The following is a 19674-nucleotide window of genomic DNA, read 5'->3' on the forward strand; positions in this document are numbered from 1 at the left end:
AAGAGTACCGCGATCGAGACAATAACCTTGTCTTTCACACAAATACCTATTAGGGCTTGAAAGCCGGAGCTAGCCTCTGGCTTTTTTTGTTGGCTCTAGAATTTGCACGGCAACATTTGCGATCTATGAGATTTGTAATTGCACTAAAATTATATTTACATTAAAAACCAAATCTGTCAAGTATCTATTTACACTTTGTTTGATGTCCCGCAAAAAAGAGACAATTACACTTTCAATTCCGACCGGAACAAAGGAACAGCTAGAGGCGATCGCCCTTCGCCTCGGTATCTTCTGGGGCAAAAGTCCCAGTGTGTCTGGGTTACTGGTCGCGATCGCCCAACAAAAAATCGAAGTGGGCGAACCCTTTACCCTCAATTCAGTGCAGGTACAATCCTTGAACAAAGCCGTCAAATTCCTCAACGACGAGGGCGAAGTCGAAGCCGCCCAGATCGTCATGGCATTACTTTTGGACAAAGCCAATCTGGAAACCCCTTTCCGGCAAAAGTTGCTCGAACAAGTCAACCAAACTGCCGAAGCGTGGCGGCTTCGACTCAATCAACTGATTGACGACCGCCAACCGTTCAGGCTGTTTTACCAGTCACGGAAAGACAAAGTGAGCGAATTTACTGCCCGCAGTGCCAAAATTCGCCTCTACGACAAGCGCCTGTACCTAGAAATCTGGTGCGACGATGCTGACTCCAGAGAAATCCCGGAATTAGCTCACAATCGGTGTTTGCGTTTGGACAAGATTGTTAATTTGTTACCTGCAAGTGAACAATGGCGCGAAACCATAGACTATCTGGAAGTATACTTACACTTCTTGAGAGGATTGGCTAACAACTATGAATTAAAACCGGATGAAGATGTGGCAAATGAAATGGTGGGAGACGTGCGTCATGTAGTCAAGCGCGTATCCAACCTGTTCTGGCTGTTCCGAGACGTGCGCCGGTACGGCAAAGACTGCGTGATTGTCTCGCCCCAGAATGTGCGCGATCGCTTCCAACAAGAACTGATCGACCTCTGCCGCCAGTACAACCTCGAAATCCGCGATTAGAACACCAGATCGAGGACACGGCAATGCCGTTTCCCTACGGAAATAACAGATTAGCCGTCCAAAAAAAAAGCAGCCTTTACAGGCTGCTTTGAGAAAAAAACCGTTGTTGAGTTAGAGGAGAAAACTTTAAATCGAATTCAAGTTACCGCTGTTTCCACTCCTGCCTGAGTTTCCACTATTTTTATCTACCGCTGACTCACCTTGCTTTCAGAACAAAACTTCAAATCCCGATTAGAATGCTGCTGAAAGTTCGTTGACTATTTTCACCCGGCCTCTAAGTACCGCCCGCAGCAAGCGGTTGACGCAGCCTCTCTCTTCGTCATTCAGAGAGTCGTCGAAGGTGGCGGCCATCAAACCGTAGCGATCGGCTAGAGTCAAAACGCCTGTATCGGTTACAGAAGCGAGGATTTCAGAGATAGCGCCGGGGAGGAGTTGTACGGGATTCATGGCAGTGCGGTTGAATTCGATGTTTTAATCATCTCCTTGTTTCCCGAAAAGATCGGTGACATTGATGAGGTGAGGAAGGTGATTATTTTGGGTGAAAGCCAGTGATCCGAGTAGAGTAAAGTTGTGACTTGGGTCACAGGGCCACAGGTTGCTACAGGCAATTCCATCCCGCGCCGATTTTTGGGTAGGACGTGGGGCTGACGGCATTTCGCTAAAATGATCGTTAATCCCTCAACCAGTTTAATTTTTACCCCAGTACCAAAAATGCTTGATTTTCTCAATCCTCTCTTGGGCCGCAAGCCCGATCGCATCAAAGCCAATGTGGAAATCTATACTTGGCAAACCTGTCCCTATTGCATCCGCGCCAAAACTTTGCTGTGGTGGAAAGGCGTAAATTTCACGGAATACAAAATTGATGGCGATGAAGCCGCTAGAAAGGCAATGGCCGATCGGGCTAACGGACGCCGCAGCGTGCCCCAAATTTTCATTAACAACCAACACGTAGGCGGCTGCGATGACATTCACAAACTCGATGCAGATGGAGAGTTAGATCCGCTGCTAGCTCAACCAGCAGTTTAAACTGAGATATTGCACCATTTCCCGGAACAGGCAAGATGCCTGTTCCACAAAGAGTGAATTTTCTGCTTGTGGGGTGGGCCGAAGAGCCCGCCCGCGAAAGGCTTATTGACAAAAGTCCTGACTACAAATCTTTGGCAAATTTACTTAGATTGTCTTGCCGCCATTTAGCATCCGATCGCCTGTCTGTTTGCAATTCTAAGACGCGAATCCCGCTATTTGGCAAAAAACTTAATTTTTGTTTGAACTGTTCCCAATCGTCTATTATCTCGTGTTCCACGCCGTAAGTTGCACACAACTGAGCAAAGTTGATATGCTGCGGCGTGGCAAAAAACTCTTCAAAGGGCGGGTCAAATTTGGCAACTGGCAACATTTCAAAAATCCCGCCACCGTCGTTATTGATTAATATAATTGTCAGATGACCTATAAATTTATTTTTCATTAAAAAACCGTTTGTATCGTGCAAAAGTGTTAAATCACCTGTTAAAAAAATACTGCTTTGATTGCGGTGAGCCACTCCTAAAGCTGTTGACAATGTGCCGTCTATGCCGTTAGCGCCGCGATTGACAAAAGGTTTTATTTTTAAGTTGTTCGGCTTCCAGAAAAACTCAACATCTCGGACGGGCATACTGTTAGCAATAAATATTGGTGTTGCGGGTGGCAAAATTTGGGAAAGCAGCCAGGAAACTTTTGGTTCGATTATGTGGTTAATTGCTGATATTTTTTGGTCTATTGTTTGTCTGACTTGGATTTCGGTATTGCGCCAAAGTTGGAGGTATTCGTTTGACTCAGAGGTTAGAACCCCCCCTAACCCCAGAAGGGGGAGGACTGGACGGGAGATAGCAGTGGTGACAGGGGCTCGATCCCCCCCTAACCCCCCCTTAATAAGGGGGGGGACAAGAGTTAATATAGTTGCGAGATTTTCTACGGAGGTTCGCAGGTGAATTGTTTTGCCGTGTAGGGGATCGAAGTTGTGGTGGCTGGGGTCGATTATGTAGCGTTTGGGTTGGGTTTTATCTAACCAGTTTCGCAGTTCTTTGCTTGTGGGCAAGTCTCCGATTTGAATGGCGATTTCTGGGGTTAATTTATCTGCTAGTTCGCAGTTTCGCAGGATTAAATCGTAGGTGGAAATTAGATGGGGGTTGAGTTGGGCGTGGTTTCTTAAGGGAGATAATCCTTCTGCTAATACTGGCCAGTTTAATAATTGGGAAATTTGGCCGATCGCACTACAGTATTTTTCGGCAAATTGAGGCTGTGCAACGCCTGCAATAATTATCCCTTTGCTGCATTGCTGCCATTTTTGGATTGTGGAGTCAATAACTTGTATTGTGGTACGGGCATCTTGCCCGTCTCTGGTTGTGGTACGGGCATCTTGCCCGTCTCTGGAAATTGGCAGGCAAGATGCCTGCCCCACAATAAAGGTTTCTCCTGCGAAAATGGGTTCTAATCCTGCAAAGAATTCTTCGGGATTGAATTGTGTTTCTAAAACTTCTACAGCTATGTCTGGAACGGGTACAAGCGGGTCGCGAAAGGGGATGTTGAGGTGAACGGGGCCGGGAGTTGGAAATTGCGATCGTTCCCAAGCATACACGATCGTCTGGCGCAGATAGTCTAGCATTCCTGTGGACGCAGAAGGTATCGCTAATTCGGCTTGCCAGTTGGGATAATTGCCGTATATTTTCACTTGGTCGATCGCTTGTCCGGCGTGACAGTCGCGCAGTTCTGGAGGTCGATCTGCTGTGAATATTAGCAGGGGAATTCGGCTTTCTCGGGCTTCTATTATCGCAGGATAAAAGTTGGCAGCGGCAGTTCCCGAGGTACAAATTAGGGCGGTTGGCAAACCGGATTTTTTGGCAATTCCTAATGCAAAAAAACTGGCCGATCGCTCGTCGAGTATGGGGATAGTTTGTATTTGATGATTCTGGGCGAAGGCTATTGTCAACGGTGCCGATCGCGAACCGGGACAAATCACGGCCGTAGTTAATCCCAGTCGCTGCAAAGTCTCTGCTAGTATGGAAGCCCAGAGAGTGTTTTTGTTCCGAAAGTCAAGCATTTGGTTATTTTGGCGATCGATGATATTTTATGATATATTCCTAAACTAAAGCATTTAAAAGTGCTTGTAATTTCAGTTGAATTTCTGCTAGTTCTTTTTCTGGTTCCGAACCGGCAACAATACCAGCACCAGCATAAAGTATAGCCCGATCGCCGTCGATTAAAGCCGATCGAATGCCGACGGCAAATTCGCCGTTGCCGGTGCGATCGATCCAGCCCAGGGGTGCTGCATACAAAGAGCGATCGCAGCTTTCCCAGCCGCGAATTTGCTGTAGGGCAATATCTCTCGGTACGCCCGCCACCGCTGGCGTTGGATGCAGTTGGGATAAAATCTTTAATAAATGAATATCGCGGGGAATTCTAGCCCTTATGGGTGTCCACAAATGCTGAATATTTGACAGTTGCAGCAGCCTGGGAATTTGGGAAAAGTCGGGATTGATACCGAGACTCGACAGGCGATCGACTATAAAATCAATCACAACTTGATGTTCTCGAATATCCTTTTCGCTGTTGAGTAAACCTTTGCCTAAATTCGCATCTTCTGCTTCTGTTTTTCCCCTCGGTGCGGAACCGGCTAAGGCATCTGTTACTAACTCATTTTTGTGAATGCTGATTAAGCGTTCTGGACTGGCACCGATAAAATTTTGACCTTGGCCGTTACTGGTGGAAAATACGTAGCAACCTGGATAAGTGAGGCGCAAGTTATTTAAGGAATCTATTAAACTAAAAGGGGTTTGGGAAATGACATTTATTGCTTGGGACAAAACAATCTTACTGAAATATTGAGAGCGGATCAATTCTAAAGCCGACTTGACAGATGTTTTGAATTGAGCGGCATCATTCACAGGAATTTGTTTTAAAGATATCGAACTGTTGCTAATAGAAGTTATTTTTTTGTAATGGGAAGACGCAATTTTATCAAAATTTTGCCAAATATTATCAGTAATAATCTTAACATTTATATCTCGGTTTATGATGGCATTGGCAACAATTGTGCAGCTATCTTTCAGGCGAGTAATCTGCCATTTTGGTAAAAATACGGTTCCTGGTGGAAAGTAAGAATTGGTGGCGACATTCTCATCGAAAAAAGCAAAGCTACAAAAAAAGTGCGGCCCGCTGAAGGGCAAGCGTTCCGTACCGATGGTAATTGTCCGGGCAAGACAAGATTGTATAAAATTTTGAGCGAGGGCAAATCGCTCGGTTCCTGCTACTGTTAGATGGATGGCCGAATCTAGGGCGGCGATCGCAAAACTGTTGCCTGAAATAGGGTCTCTTTTTTCAAAGTAAAAGTGTCGCTGGCAAGGTTCGGAAATATCTTGAAGTACAACTAGCGGATCGACGGGGGCAATCTCCTGAGAAATACTAACTATTTTTGTTTGATCTTTTTCTGTTAAAGACTGCTGGCAATCTAACAGAAACTGATGCAGTTGATTGCGGTCTTGTAAAAGATTAGCGCGGTGCGGTATTACTGTCATGAAAGCGAGAATAGCAGATTTGTCAGAAAGAGTGCGGTTTTGTCCCGCTAGAACCCCTATTTCGATCTAAGCACGGGAGGGCGATCGCAAAACATGACCTTTCGAGTTTCCCGACAGTTTGGGCTGGCTGCGGGCAGAAAACAGACGATCCAATAGCTGCAAGCTTCGCCAACGGGCGATCGATCGAAACATTTAGACATAAAACTTTAAGATTGAGCGGCTAAATCTCGACAAAAGGCGATCGACCCCGCAGAGGTTTGCAGGCGGGCATTACCGGGCGCGCGATCGCCCGCAAAGCCTCTCAACGGATGCCCTCCGCGCACTCAACCGGATACAGAGTACACTTTCTTCACCAAGAATTGTAAAATTACTAAGCTGCTATCAATTGAATCAAGTTTGTGTGATGACAACAAAGTTAATTGAACGTCCAAATAGTAAATTGTGGCTGGCGGCAATCAAGCCGCCCATGTACAGCGTTGCGGTGATTCCTATTTCAGTAGGAACTGCAATTGCTTTTGCCGAAAATCAAACGATTAATTCGTCAATTTTTTCGACATTTTTAATTTCAGCCATTTTGATTATAGCATGGCTGAATCTCAGCAATGATGTATTTGACTCGGAAACAGGCATCGATAAAAACAAAGCGCATTCCCTAGTTAATTTAACCGGAAATAAAGCTTTAATTTTCTGGCTGGCAAATCTATTGTTAGCAGTCGGAGTGTCGGGAATCTGCGCCATAAGCTGGTGGCAAAAAGACCCAACAGTAATTTTGCTGGTAGTTTTGTGCTGTGCTCTCGGTTACACGTATCAAGGCCCACCGTTTCGTCTTGGCTATCAGGGTTTAGGGGAAATTATCTGCTTTTTTACCTTCGGGCCGCTAGCCTTCGCCGCTGCTTATTACAGTCAAACTCAAACTTGGTCTGCAACTAATTTTGTGGCTTCGGCAATCGTGGGAATTACTACGAGTATCATCTTATTTTGTTCTCACTTTCATCAAGTTGAGGACGATTTGGCGGCGGGAAAAAAATCGCCGATTGTTCGGCTGGGTACGAAAAAAGGTGCCGAGTTGTTGCAGTGGTTGTGCGGCAGCGTTTATGGTTTGACTGTGCTATTTGTGGCTTTGGGAATGTTCCCAATTTGGACGCTGTTAATTTTTGGGAGTTTGCCATTTGCGATCGACCTTTGCCGCCATGTCACGGACTATCACGACCAACCGGCAAAGGTCAGCAACTCTAAGTTTATCGCAGTTAAGCTGCATTTTTCGAGCGGATTGCTGCTGGCGTTGGGGTTTGTATTGTAAAGCGGGCGATCGAGAATTCGGGTAAAATGGAGGTATGGTTTGCTAAGCTGAGGGAGTTGGCAGAGTTGGGTAACTTCTCAAAATCTTCTTTAATTCAGCAATCCGTACCTCACATTGAATCGTAAAAAAGGAGAAAAAAAGCATGAGTACGCAAGTAGAAATTGACAAAATCCTCAGCCTAGAAGAAATCATCCGCTTATATCCTAGCGAGTGGGTGCTAATTGCTTACACTGAACTGGATGAGGATTTGAATGTAATTCGAGGTGAAGTTTTAGCACACTCACCGGAGCGCGATTTGCTTTACAATAATGCTTTGTCAAGGAAGGGAAAATCGGTTGCAATAGAATACACCGGCCCTATCCCTGAAGACTTAGCAGCTATGTTGTAACAAAAATGCCAGATTATCAAAAAGCTTATCGCTTGTTGCGTCACGGACGAAATTTGCTCGCGGTGCAAGCAACCATTGGTGGAAATAATGGTGACGCTACTGAGTATCGGGTGCGTTTATTGGTAGATACGGGAGCCAGCTACACAATATTGCCAGTTAAAACATTAGAGGATTTGGGTTACGATACGCGCAATCCTCTACGCAGGCAAGAAATCTTTACAGGTCAAGGAAGAATCTATGTTCCTGTAATTAATGTATCTTGGTTTAATTGCGTGGGTCAACTAATAGAAAATTTTGACGTGTTTGCCCACGATATACCGCCAAATATTCGTATAGATGGTCTTCTTGGTATGGACTTTCTCACTCGTTTTCAGGCAGTCATCTCTGTTAGCGATGCGGAAATTAGATTTCAGTAAAAGGGCAGTTATACTAATAATTGTATATGGATAACTTTAAAAAATATCAATTTCACTATTCCTTAACGGGCCACAAAAATCAGCCAATAATTTTATTACTCCACGGCTTTACCTGCGATTGTCAAGACTTTAGTCCCATCATTTCCTTACTATCTAAAAGTTATTGCTGTCTAGCAGTTGATCTTCCCGGTCACGGAGAAACCAGAGTAATCGGCGACGAAAGTTGCTACAATATGCAAAATACAGCCCAAGCATTGATACAGTTATTAGATGATTTACAAATAGACAAATGTTTGTTGTTGGGCTATTCAATGGGCGGGCGATTGGCCCTTTACATGACATTACATTTTCCAGAAAGATTCGAGAAAGTAGTGTTAGAGTCAGCTTCTCCGGGATTGAAGACAGAAAAAGAGCGATCGCACCGCATTCAAGCCGATTCACAGATAGCACAAAACCTGGAAAATAGCAACATTAAAGATTTTTTATTAAACTGGTACGATCGCCCTTTATTCAAATCTTTAAAAAACTCTCCCAACTTCGACAAACTCATAGAAACCCGCTTAGCAAACAATCCCTTAGAATTAGCCAAATCCCTCCGCAACATGGGAACCGGCAACCAGCCCTCCCTCTGGGAAAAACTCGCCCAAAATCAAATTCCAATCCTCTTGCTAGCGGGAGAATATGATGATAAATTTACAACTATAAATACCGAAATTGCCAAATTGTGTCCGGCCGCTAGTCTGGAAATTGTACCAAAAGCTGGTCACAACATCCATTTTGAAAATATCGATCAGTTTGTCGCACTTGTGAGACAATTTTATGATTAACTAAAAAACAAATGCTTTATCAATTCGAGTTTCGCAGTTATCAGCGAAAATTTAAGCGTCCACTGCAAACAAGTCACGGCATTTGGGATATTCGCGAAGGAATTATCCTGCGACTTGTTGGCGAGAATGGTCGCATTGGTTGGGGAGAAATTGCTCCTTTGAGTTGGTTTGGTTCCGAAACTTTTGACCAAGCTTTAGATTTTTGTAACTCGTTGTCGGCTAATCTTTCAGAAGAGATGATTTTCGCTATTTCCGCTGAATTGCCTGCTTGTCAATTTGGCTTTGAGTCAGCACTATCAAATTTTTTAAACTCGTTCCTAGGCTCTGCCTGGGAACACAGATCAGGAGGCTCTGCCTCGATTTTACACGCGGCAGAGCCGCCAGAAAAGCATTCCCAGGCAGAGCCTGGGAACGAGGAAAATTCACTGCTTCCAGAAGACAAAATACCCAAAAATCGGTTCAGCGGTTTATTACCGGCAGGAGAAACAGCTTTGTCGGCTTTACAAATGCTTTGGTTAGAGGGATATCGCACGTTTAAATGGAAGATTGGCGTTGCTGCAATTGAACAAGAATTAAAGATTTTTCAGCAGCTAATTAAGGCTATGCACAATTTGTGCGATCGACAACCGGCATTTTTGCGGCTAGATGCCAACGGGGGACTCAGTTACTCGCAGGCTAAAACATGGCTGGAAGCTTGCGACAAGGTAAAAGCAACTCCCGATTTTTCCCCAGACATTGAATTTTTGGAACAGCCGCTGCCCGTAACACAGTTTCAGGAAATGGTAGAATTGAATGCTATTTATGCAACTGCGATCGCCCTAGACGAATCCGCCGCCAACCTCGATCGCATCCAAGAGTGCTACAGCCAAGGCTGGCGGGGAATTTTCGTCATTAAACCTGCGATTGCTGGTTCTCCATCCCAACTGCGAAAATTGTGTCAAACTCACAATATTGACGCTGTTTTCTCATCAGTATTTGAAACCCAAATCGGCAGACAAGCAGCATTAAATTTAGCAACAGAATTATCTTTAAATAAGAGAGCACTCGGTTTCGGCACGGATTGCTGGTTCGATGACAATCATTCGATTTTAGATTTTAGATTTTAGATTTTAGATTACTCCCACGACTAAATCAAGCGGGTTAGGTAATTGTTTTGAATCGAGAAACTTGGTGAAAGCATCTATGGCAACAAATCTAACAGTAAATATTCTGGATCTCGCGGATCGCTTGCCCGATAATTGGCTTATCGGTTGTGACAGTCGCGAATTTGCCCGAATTGTCGATCGGCTATTTCAAGAAATCACCCAAAATCCCGCACAGAAAACACCCCCAAAAATTTGCATCGCAGAACCAGAACCAGTGCAATTTCTTGCCAGTTTCATCGCCGCCCGTGCCGCCAAATGCCCGATTTTTCTCTGCAATCCCAACTGGGTAAAATCAGAATGGGAACAAGTCTTTGATTTAGTCCAACCAGACATATTTTTCGGGCAAAAAGCACTGGAAAATCTCAATAAAATGGAATTAATCTCACATCTTGCACCATTCTCAATAAGTCTTATAGGGGCGGGCAAGATGCCCACCCCACAATCAAATTCACTCCTCGCTTCACAGGCATCTTGCCTGTTCTTGAGAATGGTGCAAGATTTCAGATTAAGCGCATCTCCAACTGACCCAAATAAAAACCCTCACCAATTACCAATTACCAATTACCCATTACCATCAATCATGATTCCCACCGGCGGTTCTTCAGGGAAAATTCGTTTTGCCATCCACACTTGGGAAACGCTAACAGCATCAGTGCAAGGTTTTCAACACTATTTTCAAGTTGACAAAATCAACTCTTTCTGCGTTTTGCCGTTATACCACGTCAGCGGTTTAATGCAATTCATGCGATCGTTTACTACCGGCGGACAACTGGCAATTCAGCCATTTAAAGAATTAGAAAATGGTAAAAAAAGCGATATCGAACCCGAAGAATTTTTCATTTCTTTAGTTCCAACTCAACTGCAACGGCTGCTGCAAAACCCAGATACAGCTAATTGGCTGGGACGGTTTCGTGCCGTACTTTTGGGCGGTGCTCCCGCTTGGCCGGAACTTTTAGAAACAGCTAGAAATTATCAAATCAAATTAGCCCCCAGTTACGGCATGACAGAAACCGCTTCGCAAATTGCTACACTAAAACCCGAAGATTTTCTCGCGGGCAATAACAGTTCCGGTCAAACTTTACCGCACGCTCAAATAACTATTCGCAGTGCCAATGGCGATATTTTGTGCGATAATCAAATCGGAAATATTGCGGTAAATGCTAAATCTTTAGCGTTGGGTTATTATCCTGAACAATTTGGCGATCGGGAATATTTCCAATTAGACGATGTGGGATTTTTTGATAAAAATAACTGCTTAAATATCGTCGGACGCAGCAGCGACAAAATTATCACAGGCGGAGAAAATGTATTTCCGGCGGAAGTTGAAGCCGTTGTGCGATCGACTAATTTAGTTGCGGATATTGCTGTAATTGGCTTGCCAGACAAAAATTGGGGTCAAGTCGTCACGGCTATCTACGTTCCCGCTAATTCCGAAGTTACTGTCAAAAATCTGCAAGCGGCAATAGAAGATAAGTTGAGCAAGTTTAAGCGGCCGAAATATTGGGTAATCGTCGAACAATTGCCTCGCAATTCTCAAGGCAAAGTCAATCGAGAACAATTGCAAGAAATTGCGATCGAATATCAATAATTATTAGGCGATCGCAATCAATGCAGAAGGCAGAATTTCTCATGCTTATTTCCGACTCCTGACAACAGTCAACAGTCAACAGTCAACAGTCAACAGTCAACAGTCAACTGACCAATTACGACAAACCTAACAGCCTTCTCGTCCTCTCTGCTTCTTGTCTTTGAACGTCCACAAACTTCAACATTCGGTAAAGTACCTCTATTTGCCCCAACTTAATACCTGCTTGTTCAGCCACCCGTATCGGATTACCAAAAATCGCCTCAACTTCCAGGGGTCGCGATTCATCATAATCGATTTTCATGCTCGTGCGGTAAGGCTTCATTTTCTCAGTGTATTCGAGCATATGTGGGATAAAGTCATCGGGAATAATGCGATCGCAGCTTTTTGCGCCCGCTATCACTTCTCCCATGATTTCCTGGACTAAAATCAGAGTATCGGGATTAGCCATCAGTTGGTCTGTTCTCGCATCCAACACTACAGACAACCCGTTATAAGGAATATTCCAAACCAGCTTTTTCCACCTTGATAATAGCAAATCTTCGCTCATTTTAATAGGAATATGAGCAAGTCTAAAATCCCCAGCAATTTGGTGCATTCTATTAGTAATACCGATTGCTTTGTAGTCTTGGGCATATTCTCCCAGCGTGATAGTGCCGTAATCTAGGTGGCAGATGTGACCTGGCCCAACTTTATAAGAACAGAGAAAACACAGCCCACCCACCACTCGTTCTGCACCGACAATTTTAGCTACTTCCGGTTCCGTATTCAATCCATTTTGCAATACTAAAACCGCGCCGTTATCCTTTAATAAAGGAGGCAAAATTTTGGGCAACAAGTGATTTTGAGTTGTTTTCAGCGCTACAATTACTACGTCGCACTGAGGCATTTTGTGCGCGTCGCGGTAGGCGCGGACGTGGGGGAGGGTGAAGTCGCCTTCGGGAGACTCGACAATCAAACCGTGTTTTTTGACGCGATCGTAATCACTGCGTAGCAAAAAATTGACTTCTAAACCTGCTTGTTGCAGTCTAGCACCGTAAAATCCGCCTAAAGCTCCCGTGCCGACAATGGCATAATTGCGATTTGACATAATATCAAAAACTCCGAAAAAATTCTCAACCTAAAAGAAATTAGACCCCGCTCAAAAACGGATACCTTGCCACGTACTCCTGTCGCGATCAGTCCAAAATTTTAGACCAAAGTTGAAACTCCCAGATTCAATGCTGCAAGTAAATCTAAAATCTAAAATCTAAAATCTAAAATCGACTGACTGCCATTCGCTGCTATTATTTAAAGATAGAACTAATCTGAAAACTCAACTCTCAAATTTTCTCATCCACTGCATCAAGTCTTCAGATAGCAGTTTTCTAGTTCGGGTAACTGCATCGATGCAGACGTGCTTAGTCAGAGCTTTCGCCGCGCTTCTTCCTGCAACTTCTTCAGAAAATATTTGATAGGCAATTTCAAATTCATCGCCAGTAACTTGTTTCGGCGTTAATTGAACCATCAGCCGATCGCCCGCAAACATCGGGCGATAAAAATCTACACTAGCATGAATTATGGGAAAGGCAACCTCGGGATTGCTGAAAAATGCTTTGAGATTGATTCCCGATGCTGCTAGAGATGCCTCGTAAGCTTCGTGGCACATCGCCAAAACGTTAGCAAAGTAAACAACTCCAGCAGCATCGGTATCTTGAAAGCGAACAGTGCGGGTGTAAGTGAAAGGCATTTGAGGTAGTAGCGGGCGATCGCAAATTGGATCGGAATTTTACTAACCATCATATAGGTAAACCCGCACTTTTGGAGAAGTTATCAGCTAAGTAGGCGCTAATTTCTTATATTTAGGACTAAGGCCAACTGTCACAAATAGAGGGTTAAATTTTAGGTATGTAGTTGCGCTTGGGCGCTCTTTCCTAAGCTAAGAGCGCCCAAGCGCAACTATATACCTTTGTTTAACGATGCCCATTGCCTAAGTCCTAATATTGTAAAACTCGCCCTTCTCACGCCTTCGCCTTCTTTCTTAACCTTTGTTCTTAATCAACATCACGTCTATAATCTTGAGGGCCACTTCTTCGGAAAGCTCCAATGCACCGTAAAGATCGTTCAAAAGTTGTTCTTCTTCTTCTGAAACCTCGCCATCTGCTAAAGCGATATCAGTTGTCACAGCAAAAACTGTTTCTTTAAGTTCGTCAGGAAGTGTTATCAAAGCTGCATTAAACAGTACCTGAGCTCCTTGCCGTTGCAGAATCATCAGCAGCCGATCGAGCATTTTTCTCATCACGTCATCGGGATAGCTGCGGAACAGTTGCATCCGAGATAGCGTCATGCTAATCGCTTTACTTTCGCTGTCGTTGATGTAACCGTCGGCTGCTACGGCAATTAGCGCGATCGCCGCAAATGCTTCGGCAGGCCCTAACGTTACGTCAGTTTGTTGGCGAATCTGCGATACTTTATCAAATAAACCCATGATATTTTCCTCATTATTTAGTAGTGGATTCATGGAGTCAGGATGGGTTCTGGCTCTGGAGGTTTCTTTGGGATTTAGACAATTATATCAAATCTTTTTAGTTATTTGTTATCAATAAAATTATGAAAGAATTAAGAAATTTTATTGCGCCGTTAGGCGCTGGGAGGGCGGGTTGATTCATCTCCTGAATTGCCTTCCCATATCTCGGCTAAAACCCGCCCTCCCAGCGCAGGCGATTTACTTGTCAAAAAGGGCTAAATCTGCTTTCAGGAAATCAACAAACTGTCGCGCAGTCCTTCCCGATCGACCGTTGCGGCGAGTTGCCCATTCTTTAGCGCGGTGTTCCAAATCCTCAGCAGCGAGTTTGATTCCAGCCAGTTTTGCCAGATGTCGGACAATTGTTAAATAAGTGTTTTGATCTGCCGGTTCAAAAGTTAAAGTCAAGCCAAACCGATCGCTAAATGAAAGTTTTTCCTGCACAGTATCCCAAGCGTGAACTTCATCTCCATCGCGGGGGCGAGGCCTGTCGTCAAAAAACTCTCGAATTAAATGCCGCCTGTTGGATGTGGCGTAAACTACCACATTTTGAGAGCGGGCAGCGACATTTCCTTCCAAAACCACTTTTAAGGATTTAAAAGCATCATCATCTTCCTCAAAAGAAAGGTCGTCTACAAAAATAATAAACTTTTGAGGAACTCCCCGCAACTGCTCGACAATTAGCGGCAAATCTTGCAAATCCGATTTAGATACTTCAATCAAGCGCAGATTGCGATCGCTAAATTCATTTAACAGCGACTTCACCAAAGAAGACTTGCCCGAACCGCGGCTCCCGTACAGCAAGACGTGCAAAGCCGGATAACCTGCCAGCAAAAACTCCGTATTTTTCACAAGAGCATCCCGCTGCCAATCGCAGCAAACCAACTCTTTTAAAGTTATGCGATCGGGATGCGAAATACTCGCAAACTGCCCTCCCCGCCACCCAAAAGCGCGATATTCGGCAAACAAACCCGTGCCAAACTGCCGGTAATAAACTGCCAAAGATTCCGCAGCGCTAGACCATTTTTCCTGTTTCCCGTGCAGCGGCAAATCGCCATTTTGTTTGACAGCTTCTGAATGCCAAATCGGAGGCACAGCGTCAAGTTGACTAGCTACCCGCACCCACTTGCTCAACTGATCGCTGCTGCAGTCGTAAAGATTTTGCAGCACTTGTAAATCATGTCGCGCGGCCTCCACCAAAGCGGGGGGCAAACTTGCAAAATCTGTTTGCTGTGCTCGGCGAGAAAAGGGGTTTTCGTCTTTGAGAATTTCGGAAATCAGAGAATCTTTCCAGCTCAGATTTTTAGCAGCCTGAACTTTAAACCAGTTGCCGTAAGCTGTCAGACAGTCCAAACCGCTGACTTCGCTGTGGTGGAGGGCTTGCAGCAAATCGAGAAAAGCTTGACCTGCGGGGCTTTTGAGAACCGATTGATACAGCAGCAGGGATGCTGCTTGGCGCTGGAGGTAACGGATTTGGGCGATCGCAGCAGAAGTTAGGGCTGACATAATGGCAATTGTATAACAGTTAGATATCTTGACTGGGTTTAATAAATTTTCTAACAATTTGTGACCGCAATTGCAGGTCTCGCTGTATAAACTTAGATGCAAAGAGTGAAATTTCGAGGATGAAAAATGAATTTAGGCATATCAGCGGCGATCGGCTACGGCATTTTAACACTGGTTGGCGGCATCATGGGTTATATCAAGGCCAAAAGCCAAGCCTCCCTCATTTCCGGCCTGATTAGCGGTTCGCTGCTAATTTTTGCCGGCACCGCAGAACTCATGGGACAAAGTTGGGGTTTAACATTAGCAGCAGCCATCTCCGCTGTTTTAGTAATAGTCTTTATTGTGCGCCTTGTTAAAACTCAAAAATTCATGCCGGCAGGAATGCTAATTTTAGCTAGCTTAGCGTCTTTAGGCGCGATCGTTTACGAACTCAGCGGTCAATATCAATAGTCATTGGATTTTAGATTTTAGATTTTAGATTTTAGATTCACTCCACAGCCTTTACTGGGAGCTTGAACTAAAGTCTAATTTTTTTTATTTCCCTGACTTATACCCCTTCTGAAAAGTACGCGAGTATAGACTCGGCAATACCGTGTCCCGTGCGGGGATAGGCGACTTTTAATAATTGGTATAATTATCAGATTCTGGGGTTGAGACCGCCACTAAAACTTCTAAAATCAAACGATATATGATTGACCCAATCACTTTACAAAGACTATTCAAAATCGAGCCCGCTGATTCCCATTTGGCTTTTATGAACGAGAGTTTTTACACGCTCTTTCAGCGTTTAATTAAAAGTCTTCATATAAGAATCCGGCAAATATTTTATTGGCTCCGTAAACTTCGATACAATCTCTCCACCTATACATTGCGCTCGCTCTCTAAATCTCGCTTGACTGTTGAGGTCGAAGCATTCAATACAAAATTCAATTTTTTCTATATCAAGAGATTGTAATTATTTAAAAATCCAATTGGGAGTTGGCAAGAAATATTCCCTTTAACTGTGGCTAACCTCTACTACTTTTTTCAAATCCGAGAAGACTCAACTGAAAATTATCCAACTGAGGAGGAATTATACTAATACTCAAAACTCATGCAACAGTATCTGTAAGGTGCGTCGCCACCCTTAAATCTTAAAGAATATCCACAATCTTTGAGCGACGCACCCGGAGCTCAGGTGAGCGCAAACAAACGCACACTCATCATTGTTGCTTTCTGGAGGCGAGAATTGGTATTAGAAACACCTTCTTGGCACTTTCCCAAAGTCTTTAAAAAAGAGCTGAATTGCAGCAATTAAATGACCGATGACTAATTACACCAGTTCCTCAAAAGGATGCAACTGTAGGGAAGCTCCAAACCATTATGCAGTAATTCATTCCGGGAGCATCTCACTTTTGCAGCCAAGCTAGAAATCTCAGTTTTGAGGCAGAAGGAAAGAGGAAGAAGGAAGGAGCCAGAAGAAGTGTTTTTACAAATATGAGATGCTCCCGTCATTCCAATCTAAAATCTAAAATCTAAAATCTAAAATGGTATTACCTCAGCCACAACTTAATAGTATTGTCTTTAGAACCGCTAGCAATAGTTTTGCCGTCGGGACTAAAAGCCACCACATAAACCTCATCGGAATGTCCCGTCAAAGTATTCAGCAATTCTCCGGTAGCCAAATCCCAAATTTTAATAGTTTTGTCTTTGCTCCCGCTGGCAATAAATTTCCCGTCCGGGCTGATAGCAACCGAGACAATATCGTCAGAATGTCCGTTGATAGAGCGAATTAAATCTCCACTTTCTAGATTCCAGATTTTAATAGTTTCATCGTAGGAACCGCTAACAATTGTCTTGCCGTCGGGGCTAATAGCAATTGACCTCACCGGGTCGCCGTGTCCCTGAAGAGTTTTTAGCAACCTCCCCGTTGCTACATCAACAATTGTAATTGTTTTATCCTTAGAAGCGCTAACCAAACTTTTTCCATCGGGAGTGAAAGCAACAGAATAAACAAAATCTGTATGGTCTGGCAAATTCTGAATCAAACTGCCAGTTGCTGCATCTGAAATCTTTGTGGTTTTGTCTCCGCTGCCGCTAGCCACGAGCTTTCCGTCGGGGCTGAGAGCGACAGACCAAACAGAAGCAGTGTGGTCGAGACTGCGAACCGCTTGCCCTGTTTTCAAATCCCACAGCATGACTCTCCAAAAACCTGTTCCAGTCGCCAGTCTCGTACCGTTTGAGTCAAAAGCAACCGACCAAATGGTGGATGAATCTCCTGGAAAAGTGCGGATCGACTTGCCTGTAGCTAAATCCCAAATTTGGATGGTTTTGTCTTTAGAACCGCTGGCTAACATTAAGCCGTCTGGACTGAAAGCAACAGACCCAACTGCATCTGAATGCTGAGCGAAATTTTTGACTTTAGCGTTCTTCCACCGCAGACCTGCTTGGCACTGTTCCTGTATGTTTTGAGCTGACGCATAGCTGCTGGAAGTGTTGGCAATTGTTGGTATTTGGCTGATGCAGCCTTCATAATTGCTGGCTTTATAAAGAGCTTCAATTTGATTGAGCTGTTGCGATTCTTGCTGCACTCGCTGCTGCCATTCTTGCAACTTGAGATATCCGTAAATTCCGCCGATCGCAGCTAAGATAGCCGCAATTGTTGCCCCGGCGAGATAAGGATTGAATTTGCGAGTTTCTTTGGGGACAATCGCTGTTGCGCTGCCGATCCTCTCCGTTGGCGTAGCCCCCGTAGGGGCGGGCTGCGCTAACGACAAATCGGTTTTTCCGTTCAGATTTGCCTGCGGGGATACCGCCGGACTTGCCTGCAATTCGAGTGGAGGGGCGCTGCTGGCTGATGGCGGATTGAGGTTGCGGTGTCCCTCCAAAACTGTGGATATCGCCTTGTACAATTTAGCGAATAAAGATTTAGGAACGACTAATTCTTCGATTCTCGCCGCATCTTCGTCGGTAAGTCCTAAAACTTGCTGCAAGCGTTTTAACTCGTCGCGAGTTTCCAGAGAAAAGGGATATTCTTGCTGCATTGCTTCATGCAGCGATTGTTCGTAGCGTTCGCCTTTTTCCCTGTATTTGCGGTAAGGGTTCAATACCTCATCTTCGATCGCCTCTGCTTCTTCTGGCAACAATTCCAAACTGACGCGCAATTCTTCTAATATTCTCCGACCGACGACTGTAATGTCACCGCGGCTGCTGCTGCGCCGATCGACTTCTTCGCGATATATTGTCAGCTTGGGAATCCGCGCCCGCGAGCGATCGCCAATCTTCCTCAAATCGGCTAAAGCTTCTGCAGCCGACTGGTACCTCTCCCGAAAATCGTAGCGCACCATATTGTCCAAAACATCGGCCAGCGCTTGGGAACACGCGGCTAAATGCCGCCAAACAATTTCGCCTTTATTAGAATTTTTCAAATCCCGCAGTTTCGGCAAATCGTAAGCGGGCAAACCCGTCATTGCTTGGATGCCAATCATTCCCAAAGCGTAGATATCGCTGTTGAGTTGCGGGTTGTATTGAAATTGTTCGATCGGCATATATTCCAGCGTGCCAATCCGCACAGTTACCGGCGCTTGTCTTTGAGCGATGTGAATTTCTTTCACCGAGCCAAAGTCGATCAAAACTAACTTGTTGTCTGAATAGCGGCGGATTAAATTTGCCGGTTTAATATCTCGGTGAATTACTCCCTGTCCGTGTACAAACACTAAAATTTCTAACAGTTCCTTAAGCAAAGCAATCATTTTTTCTTCTGTTAGAGGTTTGCCCGGTACAATCTCGCTTGATAGCGAGTGACCGGCAACAAAGGATTCAACTAAGAAAAATTCTTCATTTTCTTCAAAATAAGCGAATAGCTGAGGGATTTGGTCGTGTTGACCGAGCTTTTCTAGAACTTCTGCTTCTTTTTGAAAAAGACGGCGCGTAGTATTAATTAATTTCGGTTCGCTGGTACCGGGACGCAGGTGCTTGACAAAGCACTGCGGTTCGCCCGGACGGCGAATATCTTTGGCCAGATAGGTTTGTCCAAATTCTCCTGTTTCTATGACTTCAATGATTTGATAGCGTCCATCTAAAAGTTGGCTCACCATGATAATAACGCAGCCTTTTTTTGGTTGATTTTCGCAAGAAACAGTTTCACTGTTGAGTCAGTTCTATAGCCTTTTTCAGGTAAATTAGGTGTTCCTGGGCATTGGCAAAACAGGGCATTGGGCATTGGCAAAACAGGGCATTGGGTATTCGGAATAGTTGTTTCTTTCCTTCTTCTTTCTTTCCTTCTTCCGACTTCCATCGGACTTCTTCCCTCTTCCTTTTTTCCTTCTGACTTCTTTCCTTCTGACTTCTGACTTCTGACTTCTGACTGAGATATTGCACCATTCTCAATTACTTGTTTAGGAACAGGCAAGATGCCTGTT

19 protein-coding genes are annotated in these 19674 nt (G+C 44.5%); 9 read left to right on the forward strand and 10 right to left on the reverse strand.

All coding sequences use genetic code 11. The features are described from left to right. Nucleotides 1–202: 202 nt before the first annotated feature. A complete protein-coding gene (locus tag QUA56_RS01815) occupies nucleotides 203–1054 on the forward strand; it encodes a WYL domain-containing protein (protein WP_333352372.1) in 852 nt (283 codons plus the stop codon). Between the two features lie 231 nt (nucleotides 1055–1285). Here the strand turns inward: QUA56_RS01815 and QUA56_RS01820 are convergent, their stop codons facing one another. Continuing rightward, nucleotides 1286–1501 carry a hypothetical protein gene (locus QUA56_RS01820; RefSeq protein WP_333352375.1) on the reverse strand — a complete coding sequence of 72 codons (216 nt, stop codon included), beginning with the start codon at nucleotides 1499–1501 and terminating at the stop codon, nucleotides 1286–1288. Between the two features lie 264 nt (nucleotides 1502–1765). Here QUA56_RS01820 and grxC point away from each other — a divergent pair, with 264 nt between their 5' ends. Then, a complete protein-coding gene (grxC, locus tag QUA56_RS01825) occupies nucleotides 1766–2080 on the forward strand; it encodes a glutaredoxin 3 (RefSeq protein ID WP_333352378.1) in 315 nt (104 codons plus the stop codon). A 121-nt stretch (nucleotides 2081–2201) separates the two neighbouring features. On the opposite strand, the gene menD is transcribed toward grxC, so the two are convergent. The 3 genes from menD to QUA56_RS01840 are packed head-to-tail and all read right to left on the reverse strand — an operon-like array spanning nucleotide 2202 to nucleotide 5804. Further along, on the reverse strand, nucleotides 2202–4130 hold the full coding sequence (gene menD, locus QUA56_RS01830) for a 2-succinyl-5-enolpyruvyl-6-hydroxy-3-cyclohexene-1-carboxylic-acid synthase (protein ID WP_333352381.1): 1929 nt from the start codon (nucleotides 4128–4130) through the stop codon (nucleotides 2202–2204). A gap of 40 nt (nucleotides 4131–4170) precedes the next feature. Continuing rightward, on the reverse strand, nucleotides 4171–5604 hold the full coding sequence (locus QUA56_RS01835) for an isochorismate synthase (RefSeq protein WP_333352384.1): 1434 nt from the start codon (nucleotides 5602–5604) through the stop codon (nucleotides 4171–4173). Between the two features lie 56 nt (nucleotides 5605–5660). After that, nucleotides 5661–5804 (reverse strand): hypothetical protein, encoded by a 144-nt coding sequence (locus tag QUA56_RS01840; RefSeq protein WP_333352387.1) that lies wholly within the window; start codon nucleotides 5802–5804, stop codon nucleotides 5661–5663. Nucleotides 5805–6007: 203 nt separating this feature from the next. On the opposite strand from QUA56_RS01840, the gene menA reads away from it, so the two are divergent. From menA to QUA56_RS01870, 6 genes are all read left to right on the forward strand, one after another. Further along, nucleotides 6008–6904: a 2-carboxy-1,4-naphthoquinone phytyltransferase gene (menA, locus tag QUA56_RS01845; RefSeq protein WP_333352389.1), complete on the forward strand. Its 897-nt coding sequence runs from the start codon at nucleotides 6008–6010 to the stop codon at nucleotides 6902–6904. Between the two features lie 142 nt (nucleotides 6905–7046). Next, nucleotides 7047–7292, forward strand: a complete 246-nt coding sequence (locus tag QUA56_RS01850; RefSeq protein ID WP_333352393.1) for a hypothetical protein — start codon at nucleotides 7047–7049, stop codon at nucleotides 7290–7292. A gap of 5 nt (nucleotides 7293–7297) precedes the next feature. After that, nucleotides 7298–7708, forward strand: coding sequence for a retropepsin-like aspartic protease (locus QUA56_RS01855; RefSeq protein ID WP_333352396.1), 411 nt, complete (start codon nucleotides 7298–7300; stop codon nucleotides 7706–7708). Between the two features lie 26 nt (nucleotides 7709–7734). Then, a complete protein-coding gene (gene menH, locus QUA56_RS01860) occupies nucleotides 7735–8535 on the forward strand; it encodes a 2-succinyl-6-hydroxy-2,4-cyclohexadiene-1-carboxylate synthase (RefSeq protein WP_333352398.1) in 801 nt (266 codons plus the stop codon). A gap of 11 nt (nucleotides 8536–8546) precedes the next feature. Then, a complete protein-coding gene (locus QUA56_RS01865) occupies nucleotides 8547–9641 on the forward strand; it encodes an o-succinylbenzoate synthase (RefSeq protein ID WP_333352400.1) in 1095 nt (364 codons plus the stop codon). Between the two features lie 76 nt (nucleotides 9642–9717). Next, complete coding sequence (locus QUA56_RS01870; protein ID WP_333352403.1) at nucleotides 9718–11268, forward strand: 2-succinylbenzoate--CoA ligase; 1551 nt, start codon at nucleotides 9718–9720, stop codon at nucleotides 11266–11268. A 115-nt stretch (nucleotides 11269–11383) separates the two neighbouring features. Here the strand turns inward: QUA56_RS01870 and QUA56_RS01875 are convergent, their stop codons facing one another. The 4 genes from QUA56_RS01875 to QUA56_RS01890 form a co-directional block, all read right to left on the reverse strand. Next, complete coding sequence (locus QUA56_RS01875; protein WP_333352407.1) at nucleotides 11384–12355, reverse strand: putative 2-dehydropantoate 2-reductase; 972 nt, start codon at nucleotides 12353–12355, stop codon at nucleotides 11384–11386. Nucleotides 12356–12580: 225 nt separating this feature from the next. Continuing rightward, nucleotides 12581–12994, reverse strand: a complete 414-nt coding sequence (locus QUA56_RS01880; protein ID WP_333352409.1) for a thioesterase family protein — start codon at nucleotides 12992–12994, stop codon at nucleotides 12581–12583. 291 nt (nucleotides 12995–13285) lie between these two features. After that, nucleotides 13286–13732 carry a tellurite resistance TerB family protein gene (locus QUA56_RS01885; RefSeq protein ID WP_333352412.1) on the reverse strand — a complete coding sequence of 149 codons (447 nt, stop codon included), beginning with the start codon at nucleotides 13730–13732 and terminating at the stop codon, nucleotides 13286–13288. 237 nt (nucleotides 13733–13969) lie between these two features. Continuing rightward, nucleotides 13970–15274, reverse strand: a complete 1305-nt coding sequence (locus tag QUA56_RS01890; protein ID WP_333352413.1) for an ATP-binding protein — start codon at nucleotides 15272–15274, stop codon at nucleotides 13970–13972. 126 nt (nucleotides 15275–15400) lie between these two features. Here QUA56_RS01890 and QUA56_RS01895 point away from each other — a divergent pair, with 126 nt between their 5' ends. Further along, nucleotides 15401–15724 carry a TMEM14 family protein gene (locus tag QUA56_RS01895; RefSeq protein ID WP_333352416.1) on the forward strand — a complete coding sequence of 108 codons (324 nt, stop codon included), beginning with the start codon at nucleotides 15401–15403 and terminating at the stop codon, nucleotides 15722–15724. A gap of 1082 nt (nucleotides 15725–16806) precedes the next feature. Here the strand turns inward: QUA56_RS01895 and QUA56_RS01900 are convergent. Further along, nucleotides 16807–19350 carry a protein kinase domain-containing protein gene (locus QUA56_RS01900; protein WP_333352419.1) on the reverse strand — a complete coding sequence of 848 codons (2544 nt, stop codon included), beginning with the start codon at nucleotides 19348–19350 and terminating at the stop codon, nucleotides 16807–16809. Next, on the reverse strand, nucleotides 19344–19664 hold the full coding sequence (locus tag QUA56_RS01905) for a hypothetical protein (RefSeq protein WP_333352422.1): 321 nt from the start codon (nucleotides 19662–19664) through the stop codon (nucleotides 19344–19346). The genes QUA56_RS01900 and QUA56_RS01905 overlap by 7 nt, the downstream gene beginning before the upstream one ends. Between the last annotated feature and the right edge of the window lie 10 nt (nucleotides 19665–19674).

This window comes from Microcoleus sp. N3A4 (assembly GCF_036701805.1).
Lineage (GTDB): Bacteria > Cyanobacteriota > Cyanobacteriia > Cyanobacteriales > Microcoleaceae > Microcoleus.

What these genes read in the sequence shown, in the direction of transcription:
- QUA56_RS01885 (WP_333352412.1), bottom strand. Translation starts at nt 13,732, where the DNA reads ATGGGTTTATTTGATAAAGTATCGCAGATTCGCCAACAAACTGACGTA.
- QUA56_RS01835 (WP_333352384.1), bottom strand. Translation starts at nt 5,604, where the DNA reads ATGACAGTAATACCGCACCGCGCTAATCTTTTACAAGACCGCAATCAA.
- QUA56_RS01815 (WP_333352372.1), top strand. Translation starts at nt 203, where the DNA reads ATGTCCCGCAAAAAAGAGACAATTACACTTTCAATTCCGACCGGAACA.
- menH (WP_333352398.1), top strand. Translation starts at nt 7,735, where the DNA reads ATGGATAACTTTAAAAAATATCAATTTCACTATTCCTTAACGGGCCAC.
- menD (WP_333352381.1), bottom strand. Translation starts at nt 4,130, where the DNA reads ATGCTTGACTTTCGGAACAAAAACACTCTCTGGGCTTCCATACTAGCA.
- menA (WP_333352389.1), top strand. Translation starts at nt 6,008, where the DNA reads ATGACAACAAAGTTAATTGAACGTCCAAATAGTAAATTGTGGCTGGCG.
- QUA56_RS01895 (WP_333352416.1), top strand. Translation starts at nt 15,401, where the DNA reads ATGAATTTAGGCATATCAGCGGCGATCGGCTACGGCATTTTAACACTG.
- QUA56_RS01900 (WP_333352419.1), bottom strand. Translation starts at nt 19,350, where the DNA reads ATGGTGAGCCAACTTTTAGATGGACGCTATCAAATCATTGAAGTCATA.
- QUA56_RS01870 (WP_333352403.1), top strand. Translation starts at nt 9,718, where the DNA reads ATGGCAACAAATCTAACAGTAAATATTCTGGATCTCGCGGATCGCTTG.
- QUA56_RS01850 (WP_333352393.1), top strand. Translation starts at nt 7,047, where the DNA reads ATGAGTACGCAAGTAGAAATTGACAAAATCCTCAGCCTAGAAGAAATC.
- QUA56_RS01880 (WP_333352409.1), bottom strand. Translation starts at nt 12,994, where the DNA reads ATGCCTTTCACTTACACCCGCACTGTTCGCTTTCAAGATACCGATGCT.
- QUA56_RS01855 (WP_333352396.1), top strand. Translation starts at nt 7,298, where the DNA reads ATGCCAGATTATCAAAAAGCTTATCGCTTGTTGCGTCACGGACGAAAT.
- QUA56_RS01875 (WP_333352407.1), bottom strand. Translation starts at nt 12,355, where the DNA reads ATGTCAAATCGCAATTATGCCATTGTCGGCACGGGAGCTTTAGGCGGA.
- grxC (WP_333352378.1), top strand. Translation starts at nt 1,766, where the DNA reads ATGCTTGATTTTCTCAATCCTCTCTTGGGCCGCAAGCCCGATCGCATC.
- QUA56_RS01840 (WP_333352387.1), bottom strand. Translation starts at nt 5,804, where the DNA reads ATGTCTAAATGTTTCGATCGATCGCCCGTTGGCGAAGCTTGCAGCTAT.
- QUA56_RS01820 (WP_333352375.1), bottom strand. Translation starts at nt 1,501, where the DNA reads ATGAATCCCGTACAACTCCTCCCCGGCGCTATCTCTGAAATCCTCGCT.
- QUA56_RS01865 (WP_333352400.1), top strand. Translation starts at nt 8,547, where the DNA reads ATGCTTTATCAATTCGAGTTTCGCAGTTATCAGCGAAAATTTAAGCGT.
- QUA56_RS01890 (WP_333352413.1), bottom strand. Translation starts at nt 15,274, where the DNA reads ATGTCAGCCCTAACTTCTGCTGCGATCGCCCAAATCCGTTACCTCCAG.